This window comes from Pseudomonas sp. IT-P395, from assembly GCF_949767675.1.
GTDB lineage: Bacteria > Pseudomonadota > Gammaproteobacteria > Pseudomonadales > Pseudomonadaceae > Aquipseudomonas.
This window is the reverse complement of record NZ_CATKPW010000011.1, coordinates 360,355-382,165: the sequence shown is the minus strand read 5'-3', so window position 1 is coordinate 382,165 and position 21,811 is coordinate 360,355. Positions and strand designations below refer to the sequence as shown.

The window sequence follows — 21,811 nt, the reverse complement described above, 5'->3', positions numbered from 1 at the left end:
GATCAAAAGATCGCAGCCTGCGGCCGCTCCTACAGTGGGAATCAGTGATTATCAGAACGTCGTGCGCAACCCGACCTGAATGCTGCGCCCTTCTGCCGGCGCAATGTCGCGCAGGATCGAACTGGCGTAACGCACGGTTTGATTGGTCAGGTTCTCGGCATTGACGAAGGCCAGCCATTTACTCTGGCCGACATCAAAGTGATACCCGACATTGGCGCCCAGCGTGGTGTAGCCGTCGGTGCCGCTTTCGTTATCCGGCACCCGATGTTGTGAACTGGCGTGCTCTACATCGATGCGCGCCTGCCAACGATCCAGTTCCCACAACAGACCACTGTTGAGCCGCAGCGGCGCGATTCGCGGTAAATCTTCGCCGGTGTCCAGGTTCTTCGCGCGGGTGTAGTCACCGGACAACTCCAGGGCAAACTTGCCGTAGGCATTTTCGCCAAGGTTCCAGCGGTCCTGCGCCTCAATACCGCTGAAGCGCGCCCGCACGCCGGAGTAGGTGTATTCAGGGATGCCATCGGCGTCCTCCTCGCCTTCATCATTCAATGTGCGACCCGTGCCGAGTAAACCGATGTAATTGGAGAAGTGGCTGTAGAACACACCGACACTGCCCTTGTGCGTGCCGTTATCGAAACGCAACGCCAGATCACTGGACACGGCTTTTTCTTTCGACAGCCCGGCATCACCGACTTCATAGGTGCCGGTCGCCACATGGGCACCGTTGGCGTAAAGCTCATAGAACGTCGGTGCGCGCTCGGTGTAGCCCAGCGTCGCAGCCACCGACCAGATCGGCGTCAGCGTGTACACCGCGCCAGAGGAAAGACTGCCAGCGGTGAAACTGCTGGAGCGGTCGGCGCTGGCGAAGCGTTCGTTACCCTTCGCGTCCGGGTCGACCGAGGTGTGCTCAAGGCGTCCGCCGAGGGTGAACAGCAGTCGATCGGTGGCTTGCAACTCCTCAAGAATGAACAGCGCAGCGGCATTGGTATCGGTCTTCGGCACAAACGCCTCTTCACCCAATGCCGAAAACTCGTTGCGGCTGACCTGTGCACCAATCACGCCATTGAACGGCCCCAACGGCTGATGCCGCGCCTCGACCCGTGCCTCGTAACCTTTGTTCTTGAACGTCGTGCCAACCTCGCCGCCTTCGATTTCGCGGTGCTCGTAATCGGTGTAACCGGCATCCAGTTTGATCGAGGTGAATGGCCCGTCGAGATTGCGTATCTCCGAGGCAAAGGCGTAGTGCTCCTGTTGCATGCGAATACGTACGTCTTGTTCAGCGGGCGAACCGTAATTGGAATCGTAGTTGCTGTAGGACAGACCGGCATAACCGTCATCCCAGGTGTACGACCCGCCGACCGCGCCGCCATCCTGGCGACCATCGCTGTTGGCCAGGCGATGTTTTTTCGAGTCGCCGTCGTCGTTTGCGCGTTCGCGAGCGGTTTTCGCGTAACCGGGTATTTTCAGGTCATTGAACTCGCGGGCGCTAGCGTCCAGATGCAAGGCGAATTGTCCGTTACCAGCCTCCAGTTTGCCGGCGCTGCTGCGCGTGGTGTCGGCACCGCCATAGCGCAACTCACCAGCGCCATGAATGCCATCGATGGCCTCAGTCGGGATGCGGTTATCCAAGGTGTTGACCACCCCGCCAATGGCACTGCCGCCGTACAGCAGAGCCGCCGGGCCACGGACGATTTCAACGCGCTCGACGTTGACCGGGTCCAGCGGCACGGCGTGGTCGTAAGACAGCGACGAGGCATCCAGCGCGCCGACTCCGTTGCGCAGAATACGGATGCGATCACCGTCCTGGCCACGAATAATCGGTCGACTCGCACCCGGGCCGAAGTACGACGAGGACACGCCGGGTTGCTTGTTCAGGGTTTCGCCGAGGCTGCCCTTCTGTTGGAACGTGAGGTCGTCGCCGCTAAGTACCGTCGAGGGCGAGGCAAGTGTCTGGCTGCCGAGCGGATTGCCGGTGATGACTTGCGGTTGCAGTTCGAGGGTGTCGGCGGCGAATACCGGCGACGCAAAAAGCAGCGCGGCGGCCAACGGATTGAGGCGTCGTTGCAGGGGGTGGGAACGGGCAGGCATTGCAAAATTTCCATGCGCTGAAATGTGAGGATCGCTGCCAGCGTTTTGCTTTAACGCTGGTAGAAACAGAATGAAACGAATTTTATGTTATACAATAACATTTCTTCCTGTCATCCCGATTTTCACATTTTGTTTTTTGCAGAGGCTCAACAACGCATGTTTCAAGCAGGCAGCCGCTATCGGCTCATCCGTGAAGTGCTCCGAAAGAAGCTGAAAGACTTTGCCTATCACCCTCCAATAGTCGGCCTATTAGCTGACTCTCCAAGTCGGGTCTAGCCTTACTAGTCCGAAGTCGGCACGAGCCGGCCGTAGCAGACCTGATAAGGACCCGAACATGGCAAACGAATCGAAATGCCCGTTCAACCACGCCGCCGGTGGTGGCACGACGAACCGTGACTGGTGGCCGAATCAACTCAACCTGAAAATTCTGAGTCAGCACTCGCCCAAGTCCGATCCGTTGGGCAAGGACTTCGACTACGCCAAAGCCTTCAAGAGCCTCGACTTTCAAGCCCTGAAACAAGACCTCAACGCACTGATGACCGACTCCCAGGATTGGTGGCCGGCCGACTTCGGCCATTACGGTCCCCTCTTCATCCGCATGGCCTGGCACAGCGCCGGCACCTATCGCACCGCCGATGGCCGTGGTGGCGCCGGCTCCGGGCAACAACGTTTTGCGCCGCTGAACAGCTGGCCGGACAACGTCAGCCTCGACAAGGCCCGGCGCCTGTTATGGCCGATCAAGCAGAAATATGGCCGCAATATTTCCTGGGCCGACCTGATCGTTCTCACCGGGAACGTCGCGCTGGAATCCATGGGCTTCAAAACCTTCGGCTTCTCCGGTGGCCGCCCCGATGTGTGGGAGCCGGACGAAGATGTCTATTGGGGTTCCGAGCACGAATGGCTCGGTGGCGACAGCCGTTACGGCAAAGACAAGTCAGCCATGCAGGAGCCCGGTGACGGCACGCTGGTCGCCGAGCCGGATCTGCACGGCAAAGAAGAGAGCCGCACCGATCAGGGTGAACGTAATCTGGAAAACCCGCTCGCTGCGGTGCAAATGGGCCTGATCTATGTGAACCCAGAAGGCCCTGAGGGCAATCCGGACCCGGTCGCATCGGCCCACGATATCCGCGAAACCTTTGGCCGCATGGCCATGAACGATGAAGAAACCGTCGCGTTGATCGCCGGCGGTCACGCCTTCGGTAAAACTCACGGCGCCGGCCCTGCCGATAACGTCGGGCCTGAGCCGGAAGCGGCCGGCCTCGAAGAACAGGGCCTAGGCTGGCGCAACGCGTTCGGTACCGGCAAGGGTGGCGACACCATTACTAGCGGTCTGGAAGTGACCTGGACCACCACGCCGACGAAGTGGAGTAACAACTACCTGGAAAACCTGTTCGGCTTCGAGTGGGAGTTGACCAAAAGCCCGGCTGGTGCGCACCAGTGGATTCCGAAGAACGGCGCCGGCGCTGGCACCGTTCCGCATGCCCATGATCCAAACAAGAAACTCTCGCCAACCATGCTCACCTCTGACCTGGCGCTGCGTTTCGATCCGGCCTACGAGCAGATCTCGCGGCGCTTCCTCGCCAATCCCGATCAACTGGCCGATGCGTTTGCCCGTGCCTGGTACAAGTTGATCCACCGCGACATGGGTCCGCTGTCTCGCTACCTCGGCCCGGAACTGCCGAACGAAGAACTGCTGTGGCAAGACCCGATTCCGGATGCCACGCACCCACTGATCGACGACAGCGACGCTGCCGCGCTGAAAAGCAAAATCCTCGCGTCGGGGCTTTCGGTGTCGCAACTGGTCTCGACCACTTGGGCCGCTGCCTCGACATTCCGCGGTTCGGATAAACGCGGTGGCGCCAACGGCGGCCGCCTGCGTCTGGCACCGCAGAAGTTCTGGCAGGCCAACCAGCCTGAGCAACTGGCCAAAGTGCTGCAAACCCTTGAGGGCATTCAGAACGAGTTCAATGGCGGCGCTGCCGGCAAGAAAGTCTCGCTCGCGGACCTGATCGTGTTGGCCGGGAATGCCGGGGTCGAACAAGCAGCGAAAAATGCCGGCCATTCGGTCACGGTGCCATTCACTCCGGGACGGACGGATGCCAGCCAGGAGCAAACCGACGTCGACTCCTTTGGCTTCCTTGAACCGATTGCCGATGGCTTCCGCAACTACAGCAAAGGCAAGTACACCGTTTCGGCCGAGGCGCTGCTGATCGACAAGGCACAACTGCTGACCCTCACCGCACCGGAAATGACTGTGCTGCTGGGTGGTTTGCGGGTGTTGAATACCAACGTCGGGCAAACCCGGCATGGCGTGTTCACCTCGCAAACTGAAGCGCTGACCAACGACTTCTTCACCAACCTGCTGGACATGGGCGTGGAGTGGAAGCCGACTTCAAGGGATGCGGATGAGTTCGAGGGGCGCGACCGTAAAACCGGCAGCGTGAAGTGGACGGCGACGCGGGTGGATCTGGTGTTTGGTTCCAATGCACAGTTGAGGGCGCTGGCTGAGGTGTATGCCAGTTCGGATGCGAAGGAGCAGTTTGTGAAGGACTTTGTGGCGGCGTGGACGAAGGTCACCAACCTGGACCGGTTTGACCTGAAGTAATTTTTCGGAAAATGAAAACGCCGCATTGTTTCAATGCGGCGTTTTTTGTGTGTACGGCTTGGGTTTTATGGTGATGCGTAAACCCTACCCCCTCACCCCAGCCCTCTCCCCCAGGGGGGGCGAGGGGGAAAGGGAGCCGATCTTCGTGCTGTTCAAAACCTGAGTTCGCCTCCGGACTTTCAGGTCGGCGTAACTCGAACATTCACCTCGATCAGTCCCCTCTCCCTTTGGGAGAGGGCTAGGGTGAGGGGCTTTTGATCTGTTTCAGAATCTGAGTTCGACTCCGGACTTTCAGGTCGGCGTATAGCGCAAAGACACCTCGGTCAGTCCCCTCTCCCACTGGGAGAGGGTTAGGGTGAGGGCCGGTCCACAGCTGGAACACCGACTCCGCTACACCATCAAGCCAGACTTTTGCTCACCACCTCATACACATCACTCGACAACTGCCCCGACGCCCGAATCCGCTCCAGCTCAGCCTTCATCAGCGCCTGCCGCGCACCGTCGTATTTACGCCACCGAGTCAGCGGCGCCAATTGCCGAGAAGCAATCTGTGGGTTGAAGCCGTTCAGCTCGATCACCAGATCCGCGAGGAAGCGATAACCGGAACCGTCCGCCGCGTGGAAGTTGATCAGGTTCTGCCCGGCAAACGCACCGACCAGCGCACGCACCTTGTTCGGGTTCTTGATGTTGAACGCCGGGTGCTGCATCAACGCTTTCACGCGCTCCAGACCGCCTGGCAAAGTGCTGCCGGCCTGCACGCTGAACCACTGATCCATGACCAGCGGGTTGTCCTTGAAGTGCTCGGCGAAACTGGCCAGTGCCAGCGCTTTCTGCTCTTCGAACGGCGAGTTGACCAACACCGCCAGCGCCGTCAAGCGCTCGGTCATGTTGTCGGCGCTCTCGAACTGCTCCAGCGCCGCTGCCAATACTTCCGGCTTGCCGCTGAGCATCAGGTACGACAGCGCAATATTCTGCAGCGCGCGACGAGCGAAATGCTCGGCTTCGGCCACATACGGGGTTTTCTTCGACAGGTCACGGTTGGCCTGATAACGCAGCCACAGCGCCTCGAACAAACTGTCCGCCAGTTGCTTGCGGGCAAATTCGCGAGCGGTGTGAATCGCCTCGACATCCGCCACTTCGCTGATTTCGGTCAGATAGGCCTCACCCGGCAGCGAGAGCATTTCCGCAACCATCGCCTGATCCAGCGACTCATCGGACAGCACGGTTTTCAGCGCCGACACCAGACGCGGATCAAGCTTCAGACTCTCGCCCTTCTGCTGCTGGCCGATCAACTCTTGCAGGACCTGCACCGACAGTTGCTGACCGGCATCCCAGCGGTTGAAGCCGTCGCTGTCGTGCTGCATCAGGAACATCAGTTGATCGCGGTTGTACGGGAAGCTCAGTTTCACCGGCGCCGAGAAGCCGCGCAGCAGCGATGGCAGCGGCTGTGCAGCGATATCAACGAAGGTGAAAGTCTGCTCGGCTTCAGTCACCGAGATCACGCGAGTAGTGCCTTGCGCCGATGATTCGCCAGCCAGACGCAGGGCAATCTCGTTGCCCTGGCTGTCGAGCAGGCCGAGTTCGACCGGAATCACGAACGGCAGTTTTTCAACTTTATCCGGGGTTTCCGGGCAGCTCTGGCGGAAGGTCAGGCTGTAGGTTTTCGCGGCGGCGTCGTACGACTCGCTAACCGCCAGACGCGGCGTGCCGGCCTGGCTGTACCAGCGCTTGAACTGGGTCAGATCGACACCGTTGGCATCTTCCATCGCCTTGATGAAGTCGTCGCAGGTCACCGCTTGACCGTCATGGCGCTCGAAGTACAGATCGCTGCCCTTACGGAAGCCTTCGGCGCCGAGCAAGGTGTGGATCATGCCGACCACTTCCGAACCCTTCTCGTACACGGTCAGGGTGTAGAAGTTGGAAATCTCGATAAAGCTGTCCGGGCGCACAGCGTGGGCCATCGGGCCGGCATCTTCGGCGAACTGGTGGGTGCGCAGGTAAGCCACGTCTTGAATACGCTTGACCGTGGCCGAGTTCATGTCGGCGGAGAAGCCGGAATCACGGAACACCGTGAAACCTTCCTTCAGCGACAGCTGGAACCAGTCGCGGCAGGTCACGCGATTGCCCGACCAGTTGTGGAAGTATTCGTGAGCGACGATCGCTTCAACGCGCTGGTGCGCAGCATCGGTCGCGGTTTCGGCGCGGGCCAGCACGGCGCTGGAGTTGAAGATGTTGAGACCCTTGTTCTCCATCGCGCCCATGTTGAAGTCGTTGACCGCGACGATCATGAAGATGTCCAGATCGTACTCGCGACCGTAAACCTCTTCGTCCCAGCGCATCGACTTCTTCAGGCTGTTCATCGCGTGCTGGCACTTGTCGATGTTTTCCGGCTCGACGTAAATGCGCAGCGCGACGTTGCGCTGGGTCATGGTGGTGAAGGTGTCTTCAACGCACCACAAGTCACCGGCCACCAGCGCAAACAGGTACGCCGGTTTCATGAACGGGTCTTCCCACGTAGCCCAGTGCCGGCCGTCTTCGCCCGGGCCCGAGGCAATCGGGTTGCCGTTGGAGAGCAGCACCGGGTAGCTGTGCTGTTCGGCGACCACGGTGGTGGTGAACTTGCTCATCACGTCCGGGCGGTCGAGGTAATAAGTGATCTTGCGGAAACCTTCGGCCTCGCACTGGGTGCAGAACATCGTGCCGGACTTGTACAGGCCTTCCAGTGCGGTGTTGGTTTCCGGGTGGATCTTGACGCTGGTGTCGAGCGTGAAGGTTTCGCTGGTCGGTTGCAGAGTCAGATGGTTTTCGGTCAGCTGGTAGTCGGCGTCAGACAGCGCCTGATCGGCCAGACTCACAGACAACAATTCCAGCTGCTGGCCATCGAGTACCAGCGGCGGCAGGCCCGGGCCACGCGCCGGGTTGCGGCGCATCACCAACTGCGCGTGCACCAGGCTGTGATCCTCGAACAACTCGAAGGTCAGGTGTGTTTCGTCGATCAGGTACTCGGGCGCCTGATAGTCCTTCAGGTAAATCATCTTCGGTTGTTCGGTGCGCATGCTGGCGTCCTTATTGATGCACGGCGAGCTGATAGGCCGTGTACTTGCGAATGTTGATCACGCCGGTGTCGAAGATCAGGTACTGGCCCTTGATCCCCAGCAGCGTGCCTTCGGCAATCGGGTTCTTGTCCAGGTTGAAGCTGACGATTTTGGCCGGGTATTGCTCGACCGGGTAGCGGATTTCCAGCGGTTCGACATCGGCAATGGTCTGAATCGCCTGCAGGCCGAATCGCTCCTGCAAACCTTGCAGGCCTTCGGCGCAGCTTTCGAATAACTGGTCACGTACCTGCGCCAGATCGACCGCCGCCGCATCACCCTTGAGCAACGCGCGCCAGTTGGTCTTGTCAGCCACCTGACTGCGGAACAGGTCTTCAACGAAGCCCGATTGCTGCCGTGTCGAGACGCGCATGATCGGCAATGCCTGACATGCACCCTGATCGATCCAGCGAGTCGGCAGTTGCGTAGCACGAGTAATGCCAACCTTGATGCCCGACGAATTGGACAGGTAAACCACGTGATCGGTCATGCAGAACTGCTCGCCCCACGCTGGATCGCGACAGGTGCCGGCGTCATAGTGGCAACGCTCCGGGCTCATGATGCACAGATCGCACTGCGCCAGTTTGGTCATGCACGGGTAGCAATAGCCCTGACTGAAACTGGTTTTGGTCTTGCGCCCGCAATGGGTGCAGTGGATCGCCCCCAGGTATTCCAGACGCACCGTGGTGCCGATCAACGGGTTGACCGGCACCTCGACGTCATCCAGACGAAACGCGTATTGCACGTTCGGCCCGTCCAGGCGCGCCGACATTTTGCTGATTGCACCGCGGCCAATCTCGATCAATGGATGGCATCCGACTTGAACAGGATGTTCGGCACTTCAATCGACTTCGAGGCACATTCCTGCGGGCCCATGTAACCGGTGCGCTGGTCTTCAGGCAGGTTCTGGATTTCCCAGGCGATCATCGCCTGCAACGACAGCTCGCGCTGTTCGGCGGTGAGTTTGCCACCGTCGGACCATTTGCCGATTTCCACGGCCAGCTTCAGGCTCTCGTAGATGTCCGGGGTAATGTTGTTGATCATGTCGTTAAAAGAGGACATCAGGGTCTCCGTGCTCTTTATCTACAGAAAATTTTAGGCGGCCAGTTTACGGCGGTTATACAAACCGCCCAACAAACCGGTGAAGCATCCGATGAGTAACCCGCCGACGTGGGCAGCGTTGGCGATTTCGCCGAAACCGATCATCGAGATCAGCCCGGACATGCACACCAGCAACCACACCAGCATCATCACCAGCACGCCGCGCGGGAGGCGATAGGCGGGGTTCGGCGACAGCAGCTGGAAGATCCAGCAATGCCCGAGCAAACCGTAAAGTACGCCGGACAGCCCGCCAAACAAGGTCGCGCCGCTCCAGACAAACTGTGCGTAGTTGGAAACGAGGCTGAACAACAGCGTCAAGCCGATCAGGTTAATGCTGCCCTGACGCGACTCGATACGCCGGCCCAGCTCCCAGTACCACATGCCGTTCATGGCCAGGTGGAGGATGCCGAAGTGGATCAGCATCGGCGTGACCAGCCGCCACCACTGCCCTGCCGCCAGGCTGTCGGCCAACGGTGTGAAATGGATGTACTCGCCGACCACCTGAAAATCGAGGAAGGTCAGCCAGCGCAGGGTCTGCAGATTCTCACCGAGGTACGTCAATCCACCAACGATCAGGCACAACAACAGGATGAACCCCGTGGCCTTGGCGTATTTCAGTTGCTCGGCAAAGCTCGGCCGCTTGACGGTCGGCGCGACGGGAATGTCCATTTGCTGATCGGGATCGCCAGCCGGGAAGCGTTCGTAGAGTGAACGCACGTCATCGCTGATTTCCGCCGGCGCCCACAACACTTGTTCGCCGGCCTCTTCGCTGACCCGATGCGGCACTTGCATACGTTGCAGCAGTTTGACGAAACCGCTCAAGTCCACTGCCAACGGCAGACGTAATACCGCTACCGCACTCATTGCAGCACCTCCGGCCGCTCGACATCGACCCAGACAAATTTATGCGGATCGAGGCGGGTTTCCTGATCCAGACGATAGGCGACCAGTTTGCCGTAGAGCACCGCGCTGTAATCCAGACACGCGAGGTTCGGGCGGATCGGCGCCGGTTTGCCGCTGCGCCAATAGTGGCCGACGAACAGCAACGGCTCGTCGACGCCGTAGCGCAGCAGGTTGTTTTTTTCGCTGGAGGTCAGCGGCTTCTGCGCCACCGGATCCGGCAGTGCATCCGGCTGGAAGACGATATCGCCGTAGGTTTTCGGATCGTCTTCCCAGAACTTGGTGCGGAAGAACGACCGCACCAGACCGTCGCCGCTGGTCATGGTCAGGCCATCCGGCAGGCGCATGTCAGTGCCGCGCAGCAGACGGTCGAACACGGTGCAGGCGAAGCTGTCCGGCACGGCCGAGGCCTGCAGGAAGTGTTCGTCGATGCAGCCATTGGGGAACAGCGCTCGCAACGGTTCGATCAGTCCGGCATCCCAGCAAGCGTGGACAACACGGAAACGTCCGGCGTCGACAAACAGCGGCAGCTCGTAAAACCAGCGCTGGAAATCATGCCAGTCGCCAGGATGATCTTCGAATTGAGTCAGGGTTTCGTGCAGCAGGCGTGCATGGCGCGGCGTGTGTTCACGCACGAACTGCTTGCCGCTGCCCGGTAGCGCCGGCGTGCTCCAGCCCAGCGCGTTGAATTCGTGGTTGCCCATGATGCACAAGGCCTGACCGGCCTCGACCATGTCGTGGACGATGTGCAGCGCTTCGCGAATGCGTGGGCCACGGTCGATGATGTCGCCGACGAACACGGCCATGCGCGATGGATGCCGCCAGACCCCGCCCTGCTTGTGATAACCGAGTCGGTCAAGCAAGTGTTCGAGGGTCAGGGCGCATCCGTGCACGTCACCAATCAGGTCATAACTGCGCGCGGGATCGAGCATCAGTCGCCTCCACCGCCCAGCTTGCTGCCCCAGCCGAGCTTGGTGCGGCAGACTTCGTAGTAGTTATGGTCGAGCGGATGAATCAAGCGCAGCTTCTGCGCTTTCTTGCTGACGGTGATGGTGTCGCCCGGCGCGCAGGTGAAATGGTTCTGCCCGTCACAGGAGACTTGCGGGTAAATCTGCATGTTTTTCGACACGACGATTTTCAGCTCACTGTTGCCATCGACCACAATTGGCCGGCTCGATAACATATGGGGGTACATCGGCACGATCACAATGGCATCGAGCTTGGGATGCATGATCGGCCCACCAGCGGACAGCGCGTACGCGGTGGAACCGGTCGGCGTGGCGACGATCAGGCCGTCGGCCTTCTGGCTGCAGACGAACTGGCCGTCGATGTACAACTCGAACTCGATCATCCGCGTCGATTTGCCGGGGTGCAGCACCACATCATTGAGCGCGTCGCCCTGACCAATGGCCTCGGCATGCCGGCGCACTTCGGCTTGCAGCAGGAAGCGGTTTTCCACCAGATAGTGGCCGTCGAGCACCTTGGCGACTTCGACTTCCAGCTCATCCGGGCGAATATCGGTGAGGAAGCCGAGGCTGCCACGGTTGATCCCCAGCACCGGAATATTGTGTTTGGCCAGCGCACGTGCGGCGCCGAGCAGGCTGCCGTCACCGCCGACGACGATGACCATGTCGCAGACTTCGCCGAGCATCTTGCGCGACGAGGTTTGCAGGCCGTGGCCCGGCAGCACTTCAGCGATGGTGTCTTCGAGGATCACATGCAGGTGACGATCGAGCAGAAACCGTTTCAGTCGGCGGACGGTATCCAGCACCTGGGAACTGCCCAGGCGACCGATGATGCCGATATTACGAAATTGCTCCATGGGACCTCTGCGGACAATCGAAAACGCGAAAAACACGATTATGGGCGAAAGCGCCGGTTAGACAAAATCCTTTCAGCCTCAAGGGTGTGCTCGTGTTTACGGCTATGCTCGCAAGATGATCCTATTTCCCGACTTGCTGCAGTTGCCCCACCAATTACGCCATCCGGAAGTGCGCGATCTGGCGTGGGTGATCCTCGCCCCGCCGATGCTTGCCACCACACCGTGGCCGCAGCGCCATCCGCTGGCGGGCAGTGACTGGGTGCACGATCCAGAGCGACTGGAGCACTGGTTGCGCCAGCTTGATCACGACAGCTATGGCTTGCTGCATTGGTTGTCACAGGCACGTACGCGGCGGCTGGGCTTGTATTACGAGCGTCTGTGGCAGTTTGCCGTGCAGCATGCGCCGGGCATTGAATTGATCGCCGCCAACCTGCCGATCCGCCGTGAGGGCCACACCCTCGGTGAGCTGGACATGCTGCTGCGTGATCGCGATGGCGTGCATCACCTGGAACTGGCGATCAAGCTTTACCTTGGGCCGCAAAATGGTGACGGTCGTGATCCGGCGCAATGGCTGGGGCCGGGTTGTCATGATCGGCTGGACCGCAAGCTGGCGCATCTGGCGCAACATCAGTTGCCGATTTCGGCGCGCCCGGAAAGCCGTGCAGTATTGGCGAAGCTGGACATCGAGGTGTTCAGTGCGCAGCTGTGGCTGGGCGGTTATCTGTTGTACCCGTGGCCCGGGCAGGCTGAATCACCGAACGGTGCGCATCCGCAGCATTTGCGCGGCAGTTGGTTGCATCAGAAGGACTGGCCGGCGTTTGTCGCGCAACGTCCAGCCGGACGCTGGCAACCCCTGCCCCGCCATGCCTGGCTGGCGCCGGCGCATTATCCGGCGGATCAGACCTGGACTTTGGAGCATTTACGGATGTGGCTGGAGGATCTTGAGCCACTGGCCCCGGCGCAGTTGATGGTACGCCTGATCGAGAATGTGCGAGGGCAATGGGAAGAGGCTGAGCGGTTGTTTCTGGTGTCCGACCTTTGGCCGAATGTACCCGGCCAGGCCTGATTTTTTTGTGTCGCCTGTACCGGCCCCATCGCTGGCAAGCCAGCTCCCACAGGTTTTGTGCTGTGGCCCAGATAGTGAACACACCACAAAGCTAATGGGAGCTGGCTTTGTGGTGCGACTCAGGTAGTGAGCACACCGCAAAGTTAATAGGAGCTGGCTTTGTGGTGTGGCTCAGGTAGTGAGCACACCACAAAGTTAATAGGAGCTGGCTTTGTGGTGTGGCTCAGGTAGTGAGCACACTACAAAGTTAATAGGAGCTGGCTTTGTGGTGCGACTCAGGTAGTGAGCACACCACAAAGTTAATAGGAGCTGGCTTTGTGGTGTGGCTCAGGTAGTGAGCACACAGAAGATCCCTGTGGGAGCTGGCTTGCCAGCGATTGCGGCCGACTCGGTCTAAAGGGACAGCCGCACAGCCAAAGCCGCCAACGTCACCAACAACACCGGCACCGTCAACACAATCCCGACCCGGAAGTAATACCCCCAGCCAATGTGAATGCCCTTGCGCTCCAGCACATGCAGCCACAACAACGTCGCCAGACTGCCGATCGGCGTGATCTTCGGCCCCAGATCGCTGCCAATCACGTTGGCATAGATCATCGCCTCCTTGACCACCCCGCTCGCCTGACTCGCATCGATCGATAACAAGCCAATCAACACCGTCGGCAGGTTATTCATGATCGACGACAGCAACGCCGTCAGCACCCCCGTGCCCATTGCCGCGCCCCAGACGCCGTGACCTGCGAAGACATCCAGCCAACCGGCCAGATACCCGGTCAGCCCGGCATTGCGCAGGCCATAGACCACCAGATACATGCCCAGCGAAAAAATCACGATCTGCCACGGCGCTTCCTTCATCACCTTGCGCGTGGAAATCTTGTGGCCACGGGCGGCGATGCCCAGCAACAGCGCGGCGCACACGGCGGAAATCGCACTGATCGGAATGCCCAGCGGCTCCAGCGCAAAGCAACCGATCAGCAGAATCACCAACACCGCCCAACCGGCATAGAACGTGGCTTTATCGTGGATCGCGGTTTCGGGATGTTCGAGTTGCTCAGGGTCGTACGCCGCTGGGATGTCGCGGCGGAAGAACCACAGCAACATACCCAGCGTTGCCGCGACGCTGACGAAGTTCACCGGCACCATCACCGCTGCGTAGCGGTTGAAGCCAATGTGAAAGAAGTCCGCCGAAACAATGTTGACCAGGTTCGACACCACCAGCGGCAGGCTCGCCGTGTCCGCAATAAAACCCGCGCCCATGACAAAGGCCAAGGTCGCGGCCGGAGAAAACCGTAGCGCCAGCAACATCGAAATCACGATCGGCGTGAGGATCAGCGCCGCGCCGTCATTGGCGAACAGCGCTGAAACCAGCGCGCCGAGCAGCACCATAAAGGCAAACAGCTTGCGCCCGCTGCCCCGCCCCCAACGCGCCACGTGCAACGCGGCCCAATTGAAAAACCCGGCTTCGTCGAGCAACAGGCTGATGATGATCAGCGCGACAAAAGTGCCAGTGGCGTTCCAGATGATCTGCCACACCAGCGGGATATCGCTCAGGTGCACAACGCCGAAGATCAGCGCCAGCACGGCGCCAAGCGTCGCACTCCAGCCGACGCCGAGGCCTTTGGGTTGCCAGATGACAAGGGTAATGGTCAGCAGGAAAATCAGTGATGCAGCGAGCATCCGCAACAGCCTTAAATTGAAATGGGGTTATGAAGCCAACACAAAACCTGTAGGCCTTCGCCTGCTCGCGATAGCGGACTGTCAGTTACCAATTGGTCGACTGACACACCGCTATCGCGAGCAGGCGAAGGCCTACATTGTTCCGTGTACAGGTTACTTCTTGTGTTGCTCTACGAACTGTCCGTACGCATTGATAAAGCTTTGCAGAAAAGGTTTCACCGACTCACTCAACTTGCCCGCCTCATCAAACGCCGAACCTGCCCCGCCCAGGTACGCTTCCGGCTGCTGCATGCACGGCACATTGAGAAAGACGAACGACTGGCGCAGATGCTGGTTCGCGCCGAAACCACCGATAGCGCCGGGCGATACACTGATCACTGCACCCGGTTTGCCACTCCAGACAGCCTTGCCATAAGGCCGCGAGCCGACGTCGATGGCATTCTTCAGCGGCGCTGGCACTGAACGGTTGTATTCGGGCGTGACAAACAGCACCGCGTCGGATGAAGCCACTTTTTGCCTGAAAGTGCTGTAGGCTGCCGGCGGTGAATCACCGTCGATGTCTTCGTTATACAGTGGCAGATCGCCAATTTCGACAATCTCAAGCTTTAGGTTCGCCGGGGCCAGTTCTGCCAGTGCCAGGGCGACTTTGCGATTGATCGATGCTTTGCGCAGGCTACCGACCACTACGGCGACGTTGTAGACATTGCTCATGGAAGACTCTCGATGGTCCGTGGGAGGAGCGAGTAGTTATAGATGATCCGGTGACGATTCCACCAGCACACAAGGGCAAATTCCTGCGTGCTGATTATTTTTTTCCTGTAGGAAAACTTACAGGCCTTGATGGCGGTCTACCAAGCCGCAAATCAAGCGTTTTATCTCCAGAGGTTCTAAGCAGATGGCAGCAGTACTCGTCGGTCAGTTCCATGCAAGAGATGCGGAAGGCCGCGTTTATTCCGTGCATGAGTTCCAGGAATCCAATCCGTCGGCAGACGGTTCCACTGGCTCGGAGCCGATTTACAAACTGGCGATTGGCGATCGCGTGAACAAGGTCAGCGAGAACGAGTTTCTCCTGGTCCAGTCAGGTATCACCCTGACGCGTGAACCCGAGCCAACCGTCGCTTCATAACTGGCCGTTATGAGCAGAAGTCATATGCGCAGACTTGGGGTAGGATTCAGCCACTGACCCCACCTGCTGAACATGGACTTCACGCATGCGTTTACGTCATATCGAAGTGATTCAGGCGCTCTTGCAGACCGGTCACCTGGGCACCGCCGCCGAATGGTTGCAGTTGCCGGTGGCCGAGGTCGAAGAGCGTTTGCGCGAAGCCGAGAGTCAGTTGGGGTTCATGCTGTTCGCCAGCGTGCGCGGACGCCTGCAATCGACACCCGAAGCGCGGGCGTTGCAGGTCGAAATCGCTCACGTTTATGAAGCGCTGGAGCCGGTGCAACGGCTGGCCAGCAGCCTCAGGCAATACCTCGCCCCACCTTTGCGCATCATCGGCACTGCGCCGCTGGCGCAACAATTACTGCCACAAAGTCTCGCCGCCCTGCGTCGTCGTCTGCCCGACGCACCGTGCAGCCTGTTCAGCGCGCCGACTCGCGACATTGTCCGCAGCCTGTTGCTGCGCGAGAGCGATCTCGGTTTAAGCCTGCACGACCCCGAACACCCCGACATTGATTGCCGGCCATTGGCCCAGGGCAAGCTGCAATTGCTCGCGCCCCATGGCTGGTTGCAGCCGAAACAGAAATACATTTCCCTGCAGGATCTGGCCGGTCAGGCCATGATCGGCCTCGAAGGTCAGGACCCGTTGAGCCCGGCACTGGAAAACAAACTCCAGGCGCTGCGCCCGGCGCCGAGCGTGCAGACGCGGGTGCAAACCCATCAGATGATGCGCAGCATGGTCGAGGCCGGTGAAGGCCTGGCCATCGTCGACCCGTTCACTGCACTGGGCGCGCGCCCGGCCGGGCTGGATGTCTGCCCGCTGTCGCCGGCCGTACCGATCAGCGTCTACGCGCTGACCTTCAAGCACGTCGCGCCGTCGGCAGCGATTCAGACATTACTGGCGATCCTCACGGAACAAGCCGAGGCGATGCTGGCGAGCTGATCGGGTTCTCCAACGGGTTATCGAATAATCGATACCAGAACAGCGCCACTTCGGCGGTGTTCGGATCAATGCCGCGATAGCGCAACTGGTCGATACCACCGATCACATAGCCGCAACGCTCATACAGTCGACAGGCGCCGAGGTTGTTGTTCTGGGTTTCCAGCATGATCCCCGGCAGCTTTTTCTTGCGGCTCCAGAACTGCGCGACATCCAGCAAGGCCTTGGCCACACCATGGCGGCGCGCCGGCGCATGCACCGCCAGTTCATCGATATGCGCGAAGCCGTTCCAGTTGGTGCTGATCACCAGATGGCCGACCGGCTCATCGTCGAGATAGGCCATGAAAATCGCGCTGTCCGGCGCGTTGTGGAAAGCGCTGAACTCCTCCGGATCGATGCCGTAGCACTTGCGGTACGGCACGATCGGCGTCACCCGCCATTGTTCCACAGGCTGGCCAATCACGGCGGCACCATAGGCCGCGACTTCGAAGCTGAAGTCGCTGCCCCAGATATACGGCGCAAAGCCTTCATCGGCGACGCGCACCGACAGCCCTGGGTATTTTGGATTCATGACCGGTTGCATACTGGGAAAAGTCCTCATTCCTTGACGCAATCGACGGTGTATTGCCGCCCATTGCCTTCATCTTCGTGCTGCAATCCATGCACATCCGCGACAAAACCGGGGAAGCTGCTATCGAACGTGCGAGCAAATTTCAGGTAATCAATAATCGATCGGGTCGATTCGGTAAAGCGTTCGCCGGGCATGATCAGCGGAATGCCCGGCGGATACGGTACGAGCATGACCGCCGCAACCCTGCCTTCCAGCTCATCGATCGGCACCGCTTCGACTTCGCCGCGCACCAGATGATCGTAGGCGTGGGCCGGTTTCATGGCAATTTCCGGCAGCACGGTATACATACGTTTGAGGTGTTTGGCTGTGGCGTTGCTGCGGTAGCAGGCGTGCAATTGATCGCACAAATCGCGCAGGCCCATGCCGCGATAACGCGCGGTGTCTTGCTGAGCCACACACGGCAGGCAGGTGTCGAGGCGCACATTCGCATCGTAGCTGCGCTTGAACTCCAGCAGTTCGGTGAGCAGCGTGCTCCATTTGCCTTTGGTAATGCCCATCGAGAACAGCACAAGGAACGAATACAGCCCGGTCTTCTCCACCACCAGGCCGCGCTCCCAAAGAAACTTGCTGACCACCGCCGCCGGGATGCCCTTCTCGCTCAGCGCGCCACCGGCATTGAGCCCCGGCATGACGAGGGTGACCTTGATCGGATCGAGCAACACGTAATCGTCACTGACTTCGCCGAAACCATGCCAATCGGCATCCGGTTGCAGCAGCCAGTCCTCGGTCTGCACGCGATCAATGCCTTCGACACCCGGCGGCTGCCAGATCGAAAACCACCAGTCATCGGCGGCAATGTGCTGGCGCAGATTGGCCAGCGCGCGACGAAAGCTCAGGGCTTCGTCGAAGGTTTCCTGCAACAGCGAACGCCCGGCCGGGCCTTCCATCATCGCCGAGGCCACGTCCAGCGAAGCGATGATGCTGTACTGCGGCGAGGTCGAAATGTGCATCATGAACGCTTCATTGAAACGGTCGCGGTCGAGTTGACGCGCGCCGCCGTCCTGCACATGAATCATCGACGCCTGACTGAACGCCGCCAGCAGTTTGTGCGTGGAATGCGTGGTGAATACCAGCGGGCTGTCTTCGCTGCGCGAGGTGGCCATGCCGTAGCGCCCGGTGAAGAATTCATGAAACGCCGCGTAGGCGTACCAGGCTTCATCGAAATGCAGCACTTCGACGCTGTTGCCGAGGCTTTGCTTGATCAACTCGGCGTTGTAACAGAGGCCATCGTAGGTCGAGTTGGTGACCACGGCGAGTTTGACTTTCGCTGTGCGGCCCTTGGTCAGCGGGCTGGCATCGATCTTCGCTTGAATCGATTCGCGGCTGAATTCGCTCAGCGGAATCGGCCCGATAATCCCCAGCTCATTGCGCTCCGGGCACAGGTACAACGGAATGGCGCCGGTCATGATGATGGCGTGCAACACCGACTTGTGGCAGTTGCGATCGACCAGCACCAGATCATCGCGCCCGACCATCGAGTGCCAGACAATCTTGTTGGCGGTCGAGGTGCCATTGATCACGAAAAAGGTGTGATCGGCGCCGAAATTGCGCGCCGCCCGCGCTTCCGCTTCGGCCAGTGGCCCGGTGTGATCGAGCAGAGAACCGAGTTCCGGCACCGACACCGACAAATCCGAACGCAGGGTGTTTTCACCGAAGAACTGATGGAACGCCTGCCCCACCGGACTCTTGTGATACGCCACGCCGCCGCCATGGCCGGGAGTGTGCCAGGAATAATTGGAGTCCGCCGTATGCTGCACCAGCGCCTTGAAAAACGGCGGCAGCAAGCCATCCAGATACTTGCGCGCCGCCCGCGCCACTTGCCGCGCCAGAAACGGCACGGTGTCCTCGAACAGATAGAGAATGCCGCGCAATTGATTGAGCTCGGCCATGGCATCGGCCGGGGCATTTTCCAGGGTGACCTGCTCACCGAGGGCGAAGATCGGCAGATCCGGCGCACGCACCCGTGCAAGACCGATCAGTTCGGCCATGTTCTGCAACAGATGCGAGTTAGTGCTGGCGTCCTCGGCGGCAATCAGCATGCACGCGAGGCCATGGTGAGTCGATGCCACCAACCGCCCTTCGGTGTAGTCGATGGCCGAAACGATATTGAAACCTTCCTGCTCCAACTCCCGGGCGATGCCACGGATACGGTCACCCGCGACCGTGTCGGCCTTGATGTCGCGATGGACGATCAACACCGGAAACTTCAAATCTTTGTACATGAGGCTCAGTGTCCCGAGGCGGCAGAATTGAATCGGCCAATGCACTCAGGGTAGAGGGTTGCAGCGAAAGTGGCGAGGGTGGCCAGTTGGCTTCATGGCGCCAAAAACAAAAGATCGCAGCCTTCGGCAGCTCCTACAGGGGATTGCATTCCAATGTAAGAGCTGCCGCAGGCTGCGATCTTTTGATCTTCAGGCTTGGGCGTCGGCTTCGGCGATCTGCGTCCATAACGCCGGGCCACCGGCAGACTTGGCAATGATCTCCAACCGCACCAGATGCGCCGCCAGCTCCTCTTCCGTCGCACGAATGATTCGCGCTGGCTGGCGATCCGCCGGCAAACGACGAATCTCGGTCGCCGAGTTGTCCGCACCATCGCCAGTGCCATTGCCGTCAGACGCATTACCCGCCAGCGACAGACTGGTCTGGCCACCGGTCATGGTCAGGTAGACGTCGGCGAGAATCTCCGAGTCGAGCAAAGCGCCGTGCAATTCACGGCCGGAGTTGTCGACGCCATAACGTTTGCACAACGCATCGAGGCTGTTGCGCTGCCCCGGGTGACGTTCCCGGGCCATCATCAGGGTGTCGAGGATCGAGCAGTGCTGGGTGATGTCAGCGCGATCCTGCTGGCCCATCAAGGCGAATTCGTTGTTGATGAAGCCAACGTCGAACGCCGCGTTGTGGATGATCAGCTGCGCGCCTTTGATGAACTCGAAAAACTCATCGGCGACTTCGGCAAAGCGTGGCTTGCCGACCAGGAACTCGTTGGTGATGCCGTGAACGCCGATGGCGCCTTCATCACTCTCGCGATCCGGCTGCAGATAAACGTGAAAATGCCGGCCCGTCAGGCGTCGGCCGATCAGTTCGACACAGCCGATTTCAATGATCCGGTGACCATCGGTCACCGGCATGCCGGTGGTTTCGGTATCGAGTACAACGGATCTGGTGGCCATCAGTGTTCAGCTCTCAACGGGTCGATCTTGCAAAAAACGCGGATGTTAACACGCTCGGTGGGGTGTTTCAGTCAGACCGTGGCGTCCCATTCGCGAGCAGGCTCGCTCCCACATTGGAATGCATTCCAACTTAGGGCATCAGATCTGGAATGCATTTCCCTGTGGGAGCGAGCCTGCTCGCGAAGGCCGTGCCACGGTGTAACGGCAAAATCAGCTCTGCTTGTAACCGCGCACTTCGTCGACACCACGGTTAGCCAACTGGTCAGCCCGCTCGTTACCGTGATGACCAATGTGCCCACGCACCCATTTCCAGGTGACTTTGTGGCGGTTGACCTGCTCGTCCAGCTCTTTCCACAGATCAGCGTTCTTCACCGGCTCTTTCGCGGCGGTTTTCCAGCCACGTTTTTTCCAGTTGGCCATCCACTCGTTGATGCCCTTCATCACGTATTGCGAGTCGGTCACCAGCAGCACTTCGCACGGACGCTTCAAGGCTTCGAGGCCACGGATCGCGCCGAGCAGTTCCATGCGGTTGTTGGTGGTGTTGGCTTCGCCGCCCCACAGCTCCTTTTCGACGCCCTTGCACACCAGCAAGGCGCCCCAGCCGCCCGGGCCGGGATTGCCTTTGCAGGCGCCGTCAGTGAACAGTTCTACGGTGTCGACGCTTTCAACGCTTTCGCTCATGCCACTCTATCCAGAAAAATGCCTGTCTTGCCGATCACGGATCGACAATGACCGAGGCCGGGACAAGCCCGGCCACAAATAAAAGAAGGTTTACGGTTCGATGCGACGGCGGTTGACCTTGGCCATCGGCAGCGGAATCAGCTTGCCCATCGGCTCGCGACGTTCCTGCCGCAACGGCCTGAGCCCCACGACGATCTTGCGCGCGACCAATAAATAGAAGCCACCGCCCGACAGCTGCCAGTCACCGGCCTTGCGTTCCCAGCCGGCCAGACGGGCCTGCCACTTGGGTGACGCGAGCGGCGGACGATAGCACCCGAAGCGGCGTTTCTCCAGCGCAAAGCCCAGCAGATTGAGCCAGTCGGCCACCCGCGACGGCGAGATGCAGCGCGCCTGACGCAAGGCGTCGTGGGCGAAAACATGGCGCAGACCCCAGGTGCTCCACGGGTTGATACCTATGATCAGCAAATGCCCGCCGGGGCGCACGCTGCTCGCTGCTTCACGCAGCAAACCGTGGGGCGACAGGCAGAAATCCAGGCCGTGCTGCATCACCACCACATCGGCGGCATGCTCGCTCAGCGGCCAGGCTTGCTCTTCGCAGACAATCTCGACCCCCGGCAACGGCGCACCGAGGCGCACATTGCGCTGCACTTGCGGCGCCGCCGGCGGGGTTTCGGCCGAGGGGCCGTAATGCACCAGATAACCGCCAAAGAACCGGCCCAACTCGTCTTCGAGCATGCGCCGCTCTTCATCGAGCAGAAATTGCCCGAGCGGGCCGGACAGCCATTCACGGGCTGCACCGATCAGGGCCAGCCAGTCAGGATCAGCCTGTGCGAACGCTTTATCACTCATCGCATTCTCCAAAGCGCCAGGAACTAC

At 59.9% G+C, this 21,811-nt stretch carries 18 protein-coding genes; 4 read left to right on the top strand and 14 right to left on the bottom strand.

Features of this window, described 5'->3' with window-relative positions:
* Positions 1-51: 51 nt before the first annotated feature.
* Positions 52-2,088, bottom strand: coding sequence for a TonB-dependent receptor (locus ACM6IN_RS10380; protein ID WP_414915927.1), 2,037 nt, complete (start codon positions 2,086-2,088; stop codon positions 52-54).
* A gap of 334 nt (positions 2,089-2,422) precedes the next feature.
* On the opposite strand from ACM6IN_RS10380, the gene katG reads away from it, so the two are divergent.
* A complete protein-coding gene (gene katG / locus ACM6IN_RS10375; protein ID WP_414893684.1) occupies positions 2,423-4,693 on the top strand; it encodes a catalase/peroxidase HPI in 2,271 nt (756 codons plus the stop codon).
* Between the two features lie 398 nt (positions 4,694-5,091).
* On the opposite strand, the gene pepN is transcribed toward katG, so the two are convergent.
* From pepN to ACM6IN_RS10345, 6 genes are read right to left on the bottom strand one after another with little or no spacing between them, the layout of a single operon-like run.
* Positions 5,092-7,749, bottom strand: coding sequence for an aminopeptidase N (gene pepN / locus ACM6IN_RS10370; RefSeq protein ID WP_414893685.1), 2,658 nt, complete (start codon positions 7,747-7,749; stop codon positions 5,092-5,094).
* 10 nt (positions 7,750-7,759) lie between these two features.
* A complete protein-coding gene (locus ACM6IN_RS10365) occupies positions 7,760-8,590 on the bottom strand; it encodes a DUF2797 domain-containing protein (protein WP_007919231.1) in 831 nt (276 codons plus the stop codon).
* Positions 8,587-8,847, bottom strand: coding sequence for a YeaC family protein (locus ACM6IN_RS10360; RefSeq protein WP_007919229.1), 261 nt, complete (start codon positions 8,845-8,847; stop codon positions 8,587-8,589). Before ACM6IN_RS10360 ends, ACM6IN_RS10365 begins: the two co-directional genes overlap by 4 nt.
* 33 nt (positions 8,848-8,880) lie before the next feature.
* The gene (locus ACM6IN_RS10355; protein WP_095111852.1) at positions 8,881-9,750 is read right to left on the bottom strand and encodes a rhomboid family intramembrane serine protease; all 870 of its coding nucleotides are present in this window, start codon (positions 9,748-9,750) and stop codon (positions 8,881-8,883) included.
* Positions 9,747-10,718, bottom strand: coding sequence for a metallophosphoesterase (locus tag ACM6IN_RS10350; protein WP_007919225.1), 972 nt, complete (start codon positions 10,716-10,718; stop codon positions 9,747-9,749). Before ACM6IN_RS10350 ends, ACM6IN_RS10355 begins: the two co-directional genes overlap by 4 nt.
* Positions 10,718-11,608 carry an NAD(+) kinase gene (locus tag ACM6IN_RS10345; RefSeq protein WP_003224174.1) on the bottom strand — a complete coding sequence of 297 codons (891 nt, stop codon included), beginning with the start codon at positions 11,606-11,608 and terminating at the stop codon, positions 10,718-10,720. The genes ACM6IN_RS10350 and ACM6IN_RS10345 overlap by 1 nt, the downstream gene beginning before the upstream one ends.
* 115 nt (positions 11,609-11,723) lie before the next feature.
* On the opposite strand from ACM6IN_RS10345, the gene ACM6IN_RS10340 reads away from it, so the two are divergent.
* On the top strand, positions 11,724-12,674 hold the full coding sequence (locus tag ACM6IN_RS10340) for a DUF1853 family protein (RefSeq protein ID WP_414915926.1): 951 nt from the start codon (positions 11,724-11,726) through the stop codon (positions 12,672-12,674).
* Positions 12,675-13,067: 393 nt separating this feature from the next.
* On the opposite strand, the gene ACM6IN_RS10335 is transcribed toward ACM6IN_RS10340, so the two are convergent.
* Positions 13,068-14,351, bottom strand: coding sequence for an arsenic transporter (locus ACM6IN_RS10335; protein ID WP_116029626.1), 1,284 nt, complete (start codon positions 14,349-14,351; stop codon positions 13,068-13,070).
* Positions 14,352-14,504: 153 nt separating this feature from the next.
* The gene (locus ACM6IN_RS10330) at positions 14,505-15,062 is read right to left on the bottom strand and encodes an NADPH-dependent FMN reductase (protein WP_108226072.1); all 558 of its coding nucleotides are present in this window, start codon (positions 15,060-15,062) and stop codon (positions 14,505-14,507) included.
* 184 nt (positions 15,063-15,246) lie between these two features.
* On the opposite strand from ACM6IN_RS10330, the gene ACM6IN_RS10325 reads away from it, so the two are divergent.
* Together ACM6IN_RS10325 and ACM6IN_RS10320 are read left to right on the top strand one after the other, a co-directional pair.
* Positions 15,247-15,477 carry a hypothetical protein gene (locus tag ACM6IN_RS10325; protein ID WP_007910567.1) on the top strand — a complete coding sequence of 77 codons (231 nt, stop codon included), beginning with the start codon at positions 15,247-15,249 and terminating at the stop codon, positions 15,475-15,477.
* A gap of 85 nt (positions 15,478-15,562) precedes the next feature.
* Positions 15,563-16,456 carry a LysR family transcriptional regulator gene (locus tag ACM6IN_RS10320; protein ID WP_414915925.1) on the top strand — a complete coding sequence of 298 codons (894 nt, stop codon included), beginning with the start codon at positions 15,563-15,565 and terminating at the stop codon, positions 16,454-16,456.
* On the opposite strand, the gene ACM6IN_RS10315 is transcribed toward ACM6IN_RS10320, so the two are convergent.
* From ACM6IN_RS10315 to ACM6IN_RS10295, 5 genes are all read right to left on the bottom strand, one after another.
* Positions 16,422-17,036, bottom strand: a complete 615-nt coding sequence (locus tag ACM6IN_RS10315) for a GNAT family N-acetyltransferase (protein ID WP_007910569.1) — start codon at positions 17,034-17,036, stop codon at positions 16,422-16,424. The two genes, ACM6IN_RS10320 and ACM6IN_RS10315, sit on opposite strands and share 35 nt — an antisense overlap.
* 14 nt (positions 17,037-17,050) lie before the next feature.
* Positions 17,051-19,306 carry an Orn/Lys/Arg decarboxylase N-terminal domain-containing protein gene (locus ACM6IN_RS10310; RefSeq protein ID WP_095111848.1) on the bottom strand — a complete coding sequence of 752 codons (2,256 nt, stop codon included), beginning with the start codon at positions 19,304-19,306 and terminating at the stop codon, positions 17,051-17,053.
* 189 nt (positions 19,307-19,495) lie between these two features.
* A complete protein-coding gene (dnaQ, locus tag ACM6IN_RS10305; protein WP_007910571.1) occupies positions 19,496-20,254 on the bottom strand; it encodes a DNA polymerase III subunit epsilon in 759 nt (252 codons plus the stop codon).
* A gap of 210 nt (positions 20,255-20,464) precedes the next feature.
* Complete coding sequence (gene rnhA / locus ACM6IN_RS10300; protein WP_007910572.1) at positions 20,465-20,935, bottom strand: ribonuclease HI; 471 nt, start codon at positions 20,933-20,935, stop codon at positions 20,465-20,467.
* A 90-nt stretch (positions 20,936-21,025) separates the two neighbouring features.
* Entirely contained in the window at positions 21,026-21,784 is a 759-nt protein-coding gene (locus tag ACM6IN_RS10295; protein ID WP_007910573.1) for a class I SAM-dependent methyltransferase, read from the bottom strand.
* Positions 21,785-21,811 lie beyond the last annotated feature (27 nt).

Excerpts from the sequence above, each read along its gene's own strand:
- ACM6IN_RS10380 (WP_414915927.1), bottom strand. The coding sequence starts at position 2,088 with ATGCCTGCCCGTTCCCACCCCCTGCAACGACGCCTCAATCCGTTGGCC.
- katG (WP_414893684.1), top strand. The coding sequence starts at position 2,423 with ATGGCAAACGAATCGAAATGCCCGTTCAACCACGCCGCCGGTGGTGGC.
- pepN (WP_414893685.1), bottom strand. The coding sequence starts at position 7,749 with ATGCGCACCGAACAACCGAAGATGATTTACCTGAAGGACTATCAGGCG.
- ACM6IN_RS10360 (WP_007919229.1), bottom strand. The coding sequence starts at position 8,847 with ATGTCCTCTTTTAACGACATGATCAACAACATTACCCCGGACATCTAC.
- ACM6IN_RS10355 (WP_095111852.1), bottom strand. The coding sequence starts at position 9,750 with ATGAGTGCGGTAGCGGTATTACGTCTGCCGTTGGCAGTGGACTTGAGC.
- ACM6IN_RS10350 (WP_007919225.1), bottom strand. The coding sequence starts at position 10,718 with ATGCTCGATCCCGCGCGCAGTTATGACCTGATTGGTGACGTGCACGGA.
- ACM6IN_RS10345 (WP_003224174.1), bottom strand. The coding sequence starts at position 11,608 with ATGGAGCAATTTCGTAATATCGGCATCATCGGTCGCCTGGGCAGTTCC.
- ACM6IN_RS10340 (WP_414915926.1), top strand. The coding sequence starts at position 11,724 with ATGATCCTATTTCCCGACTTGCTGCAGTTGCCCCACCAATTACGCCAT.
- ACM6IN_RS10335 (WP_116029626.1), bottom strand. The coding sequence starts at position 14,351 with ATGCTCGCTGCATCACTGATTTTCCTGCTGACCATTACCCTTGTCATC.
- ACM6IN_RS10330 (WP_108226072.1), bottom strand. The coding sequence starts at position 15,062 with ATGAGCAATGTCTACAACGTCGCCGTAGTGGTCGGTAGCCTGCGCAAA.
- ACM6IN_RS10325 (WP_007910567.1), top strand. The coding sequence starts at position 15,247 with ATGGCAGCAGTACTCGTCGGTCAGTTCCATGCAAGAGATGCGGAAGGC.
- ACM6IN_RS10320 (WP_414915925.1), top strand. The coding sequence starts at position 15,563 with ATGCGTTTACGTCATATCGAAGTGATTCAGGCGCTCTTGCAGACCGGT.
- ACM6IN_RS10315 (WP_007910569.1), bottom strand. The coding sequence starts at position 17,036 with ATGCAACCGGTCATGAATCCAAAATACCCAGGGCTGTCGGTGCGCGTC.
- ACM6IN_RS10310 (WP_095111848.1), bottom strand. The coding sequence starts at position 19,306 with ATGTACAAAGATTTGAAGTTTCCGGTGTTGATCGTCCATCGCGACATC.
- dnaQ (WP_007910571.1), bottom strand. The coding sequence starts at position 20,254 with ATGGCCACCAGATCCGTTGTACTCGATACCGAAACCACCGGCATGCCG.
- rnhA (WP_007910572.1), bottom strand. The coding sequence starts at position 20,935 with ATGAGCGAAAGCGTTGAAAGCGTCGACACCGTAGAACTGTTCACTGAC.
- ACM6IN_RS10295 (WP_007910573.1), bottom strand. The coding sequence starts at position 21,784 with ATGAGTGATAAAGCGTTCGCACAGGCTGATCCTGACTGGCTGGCCCTG.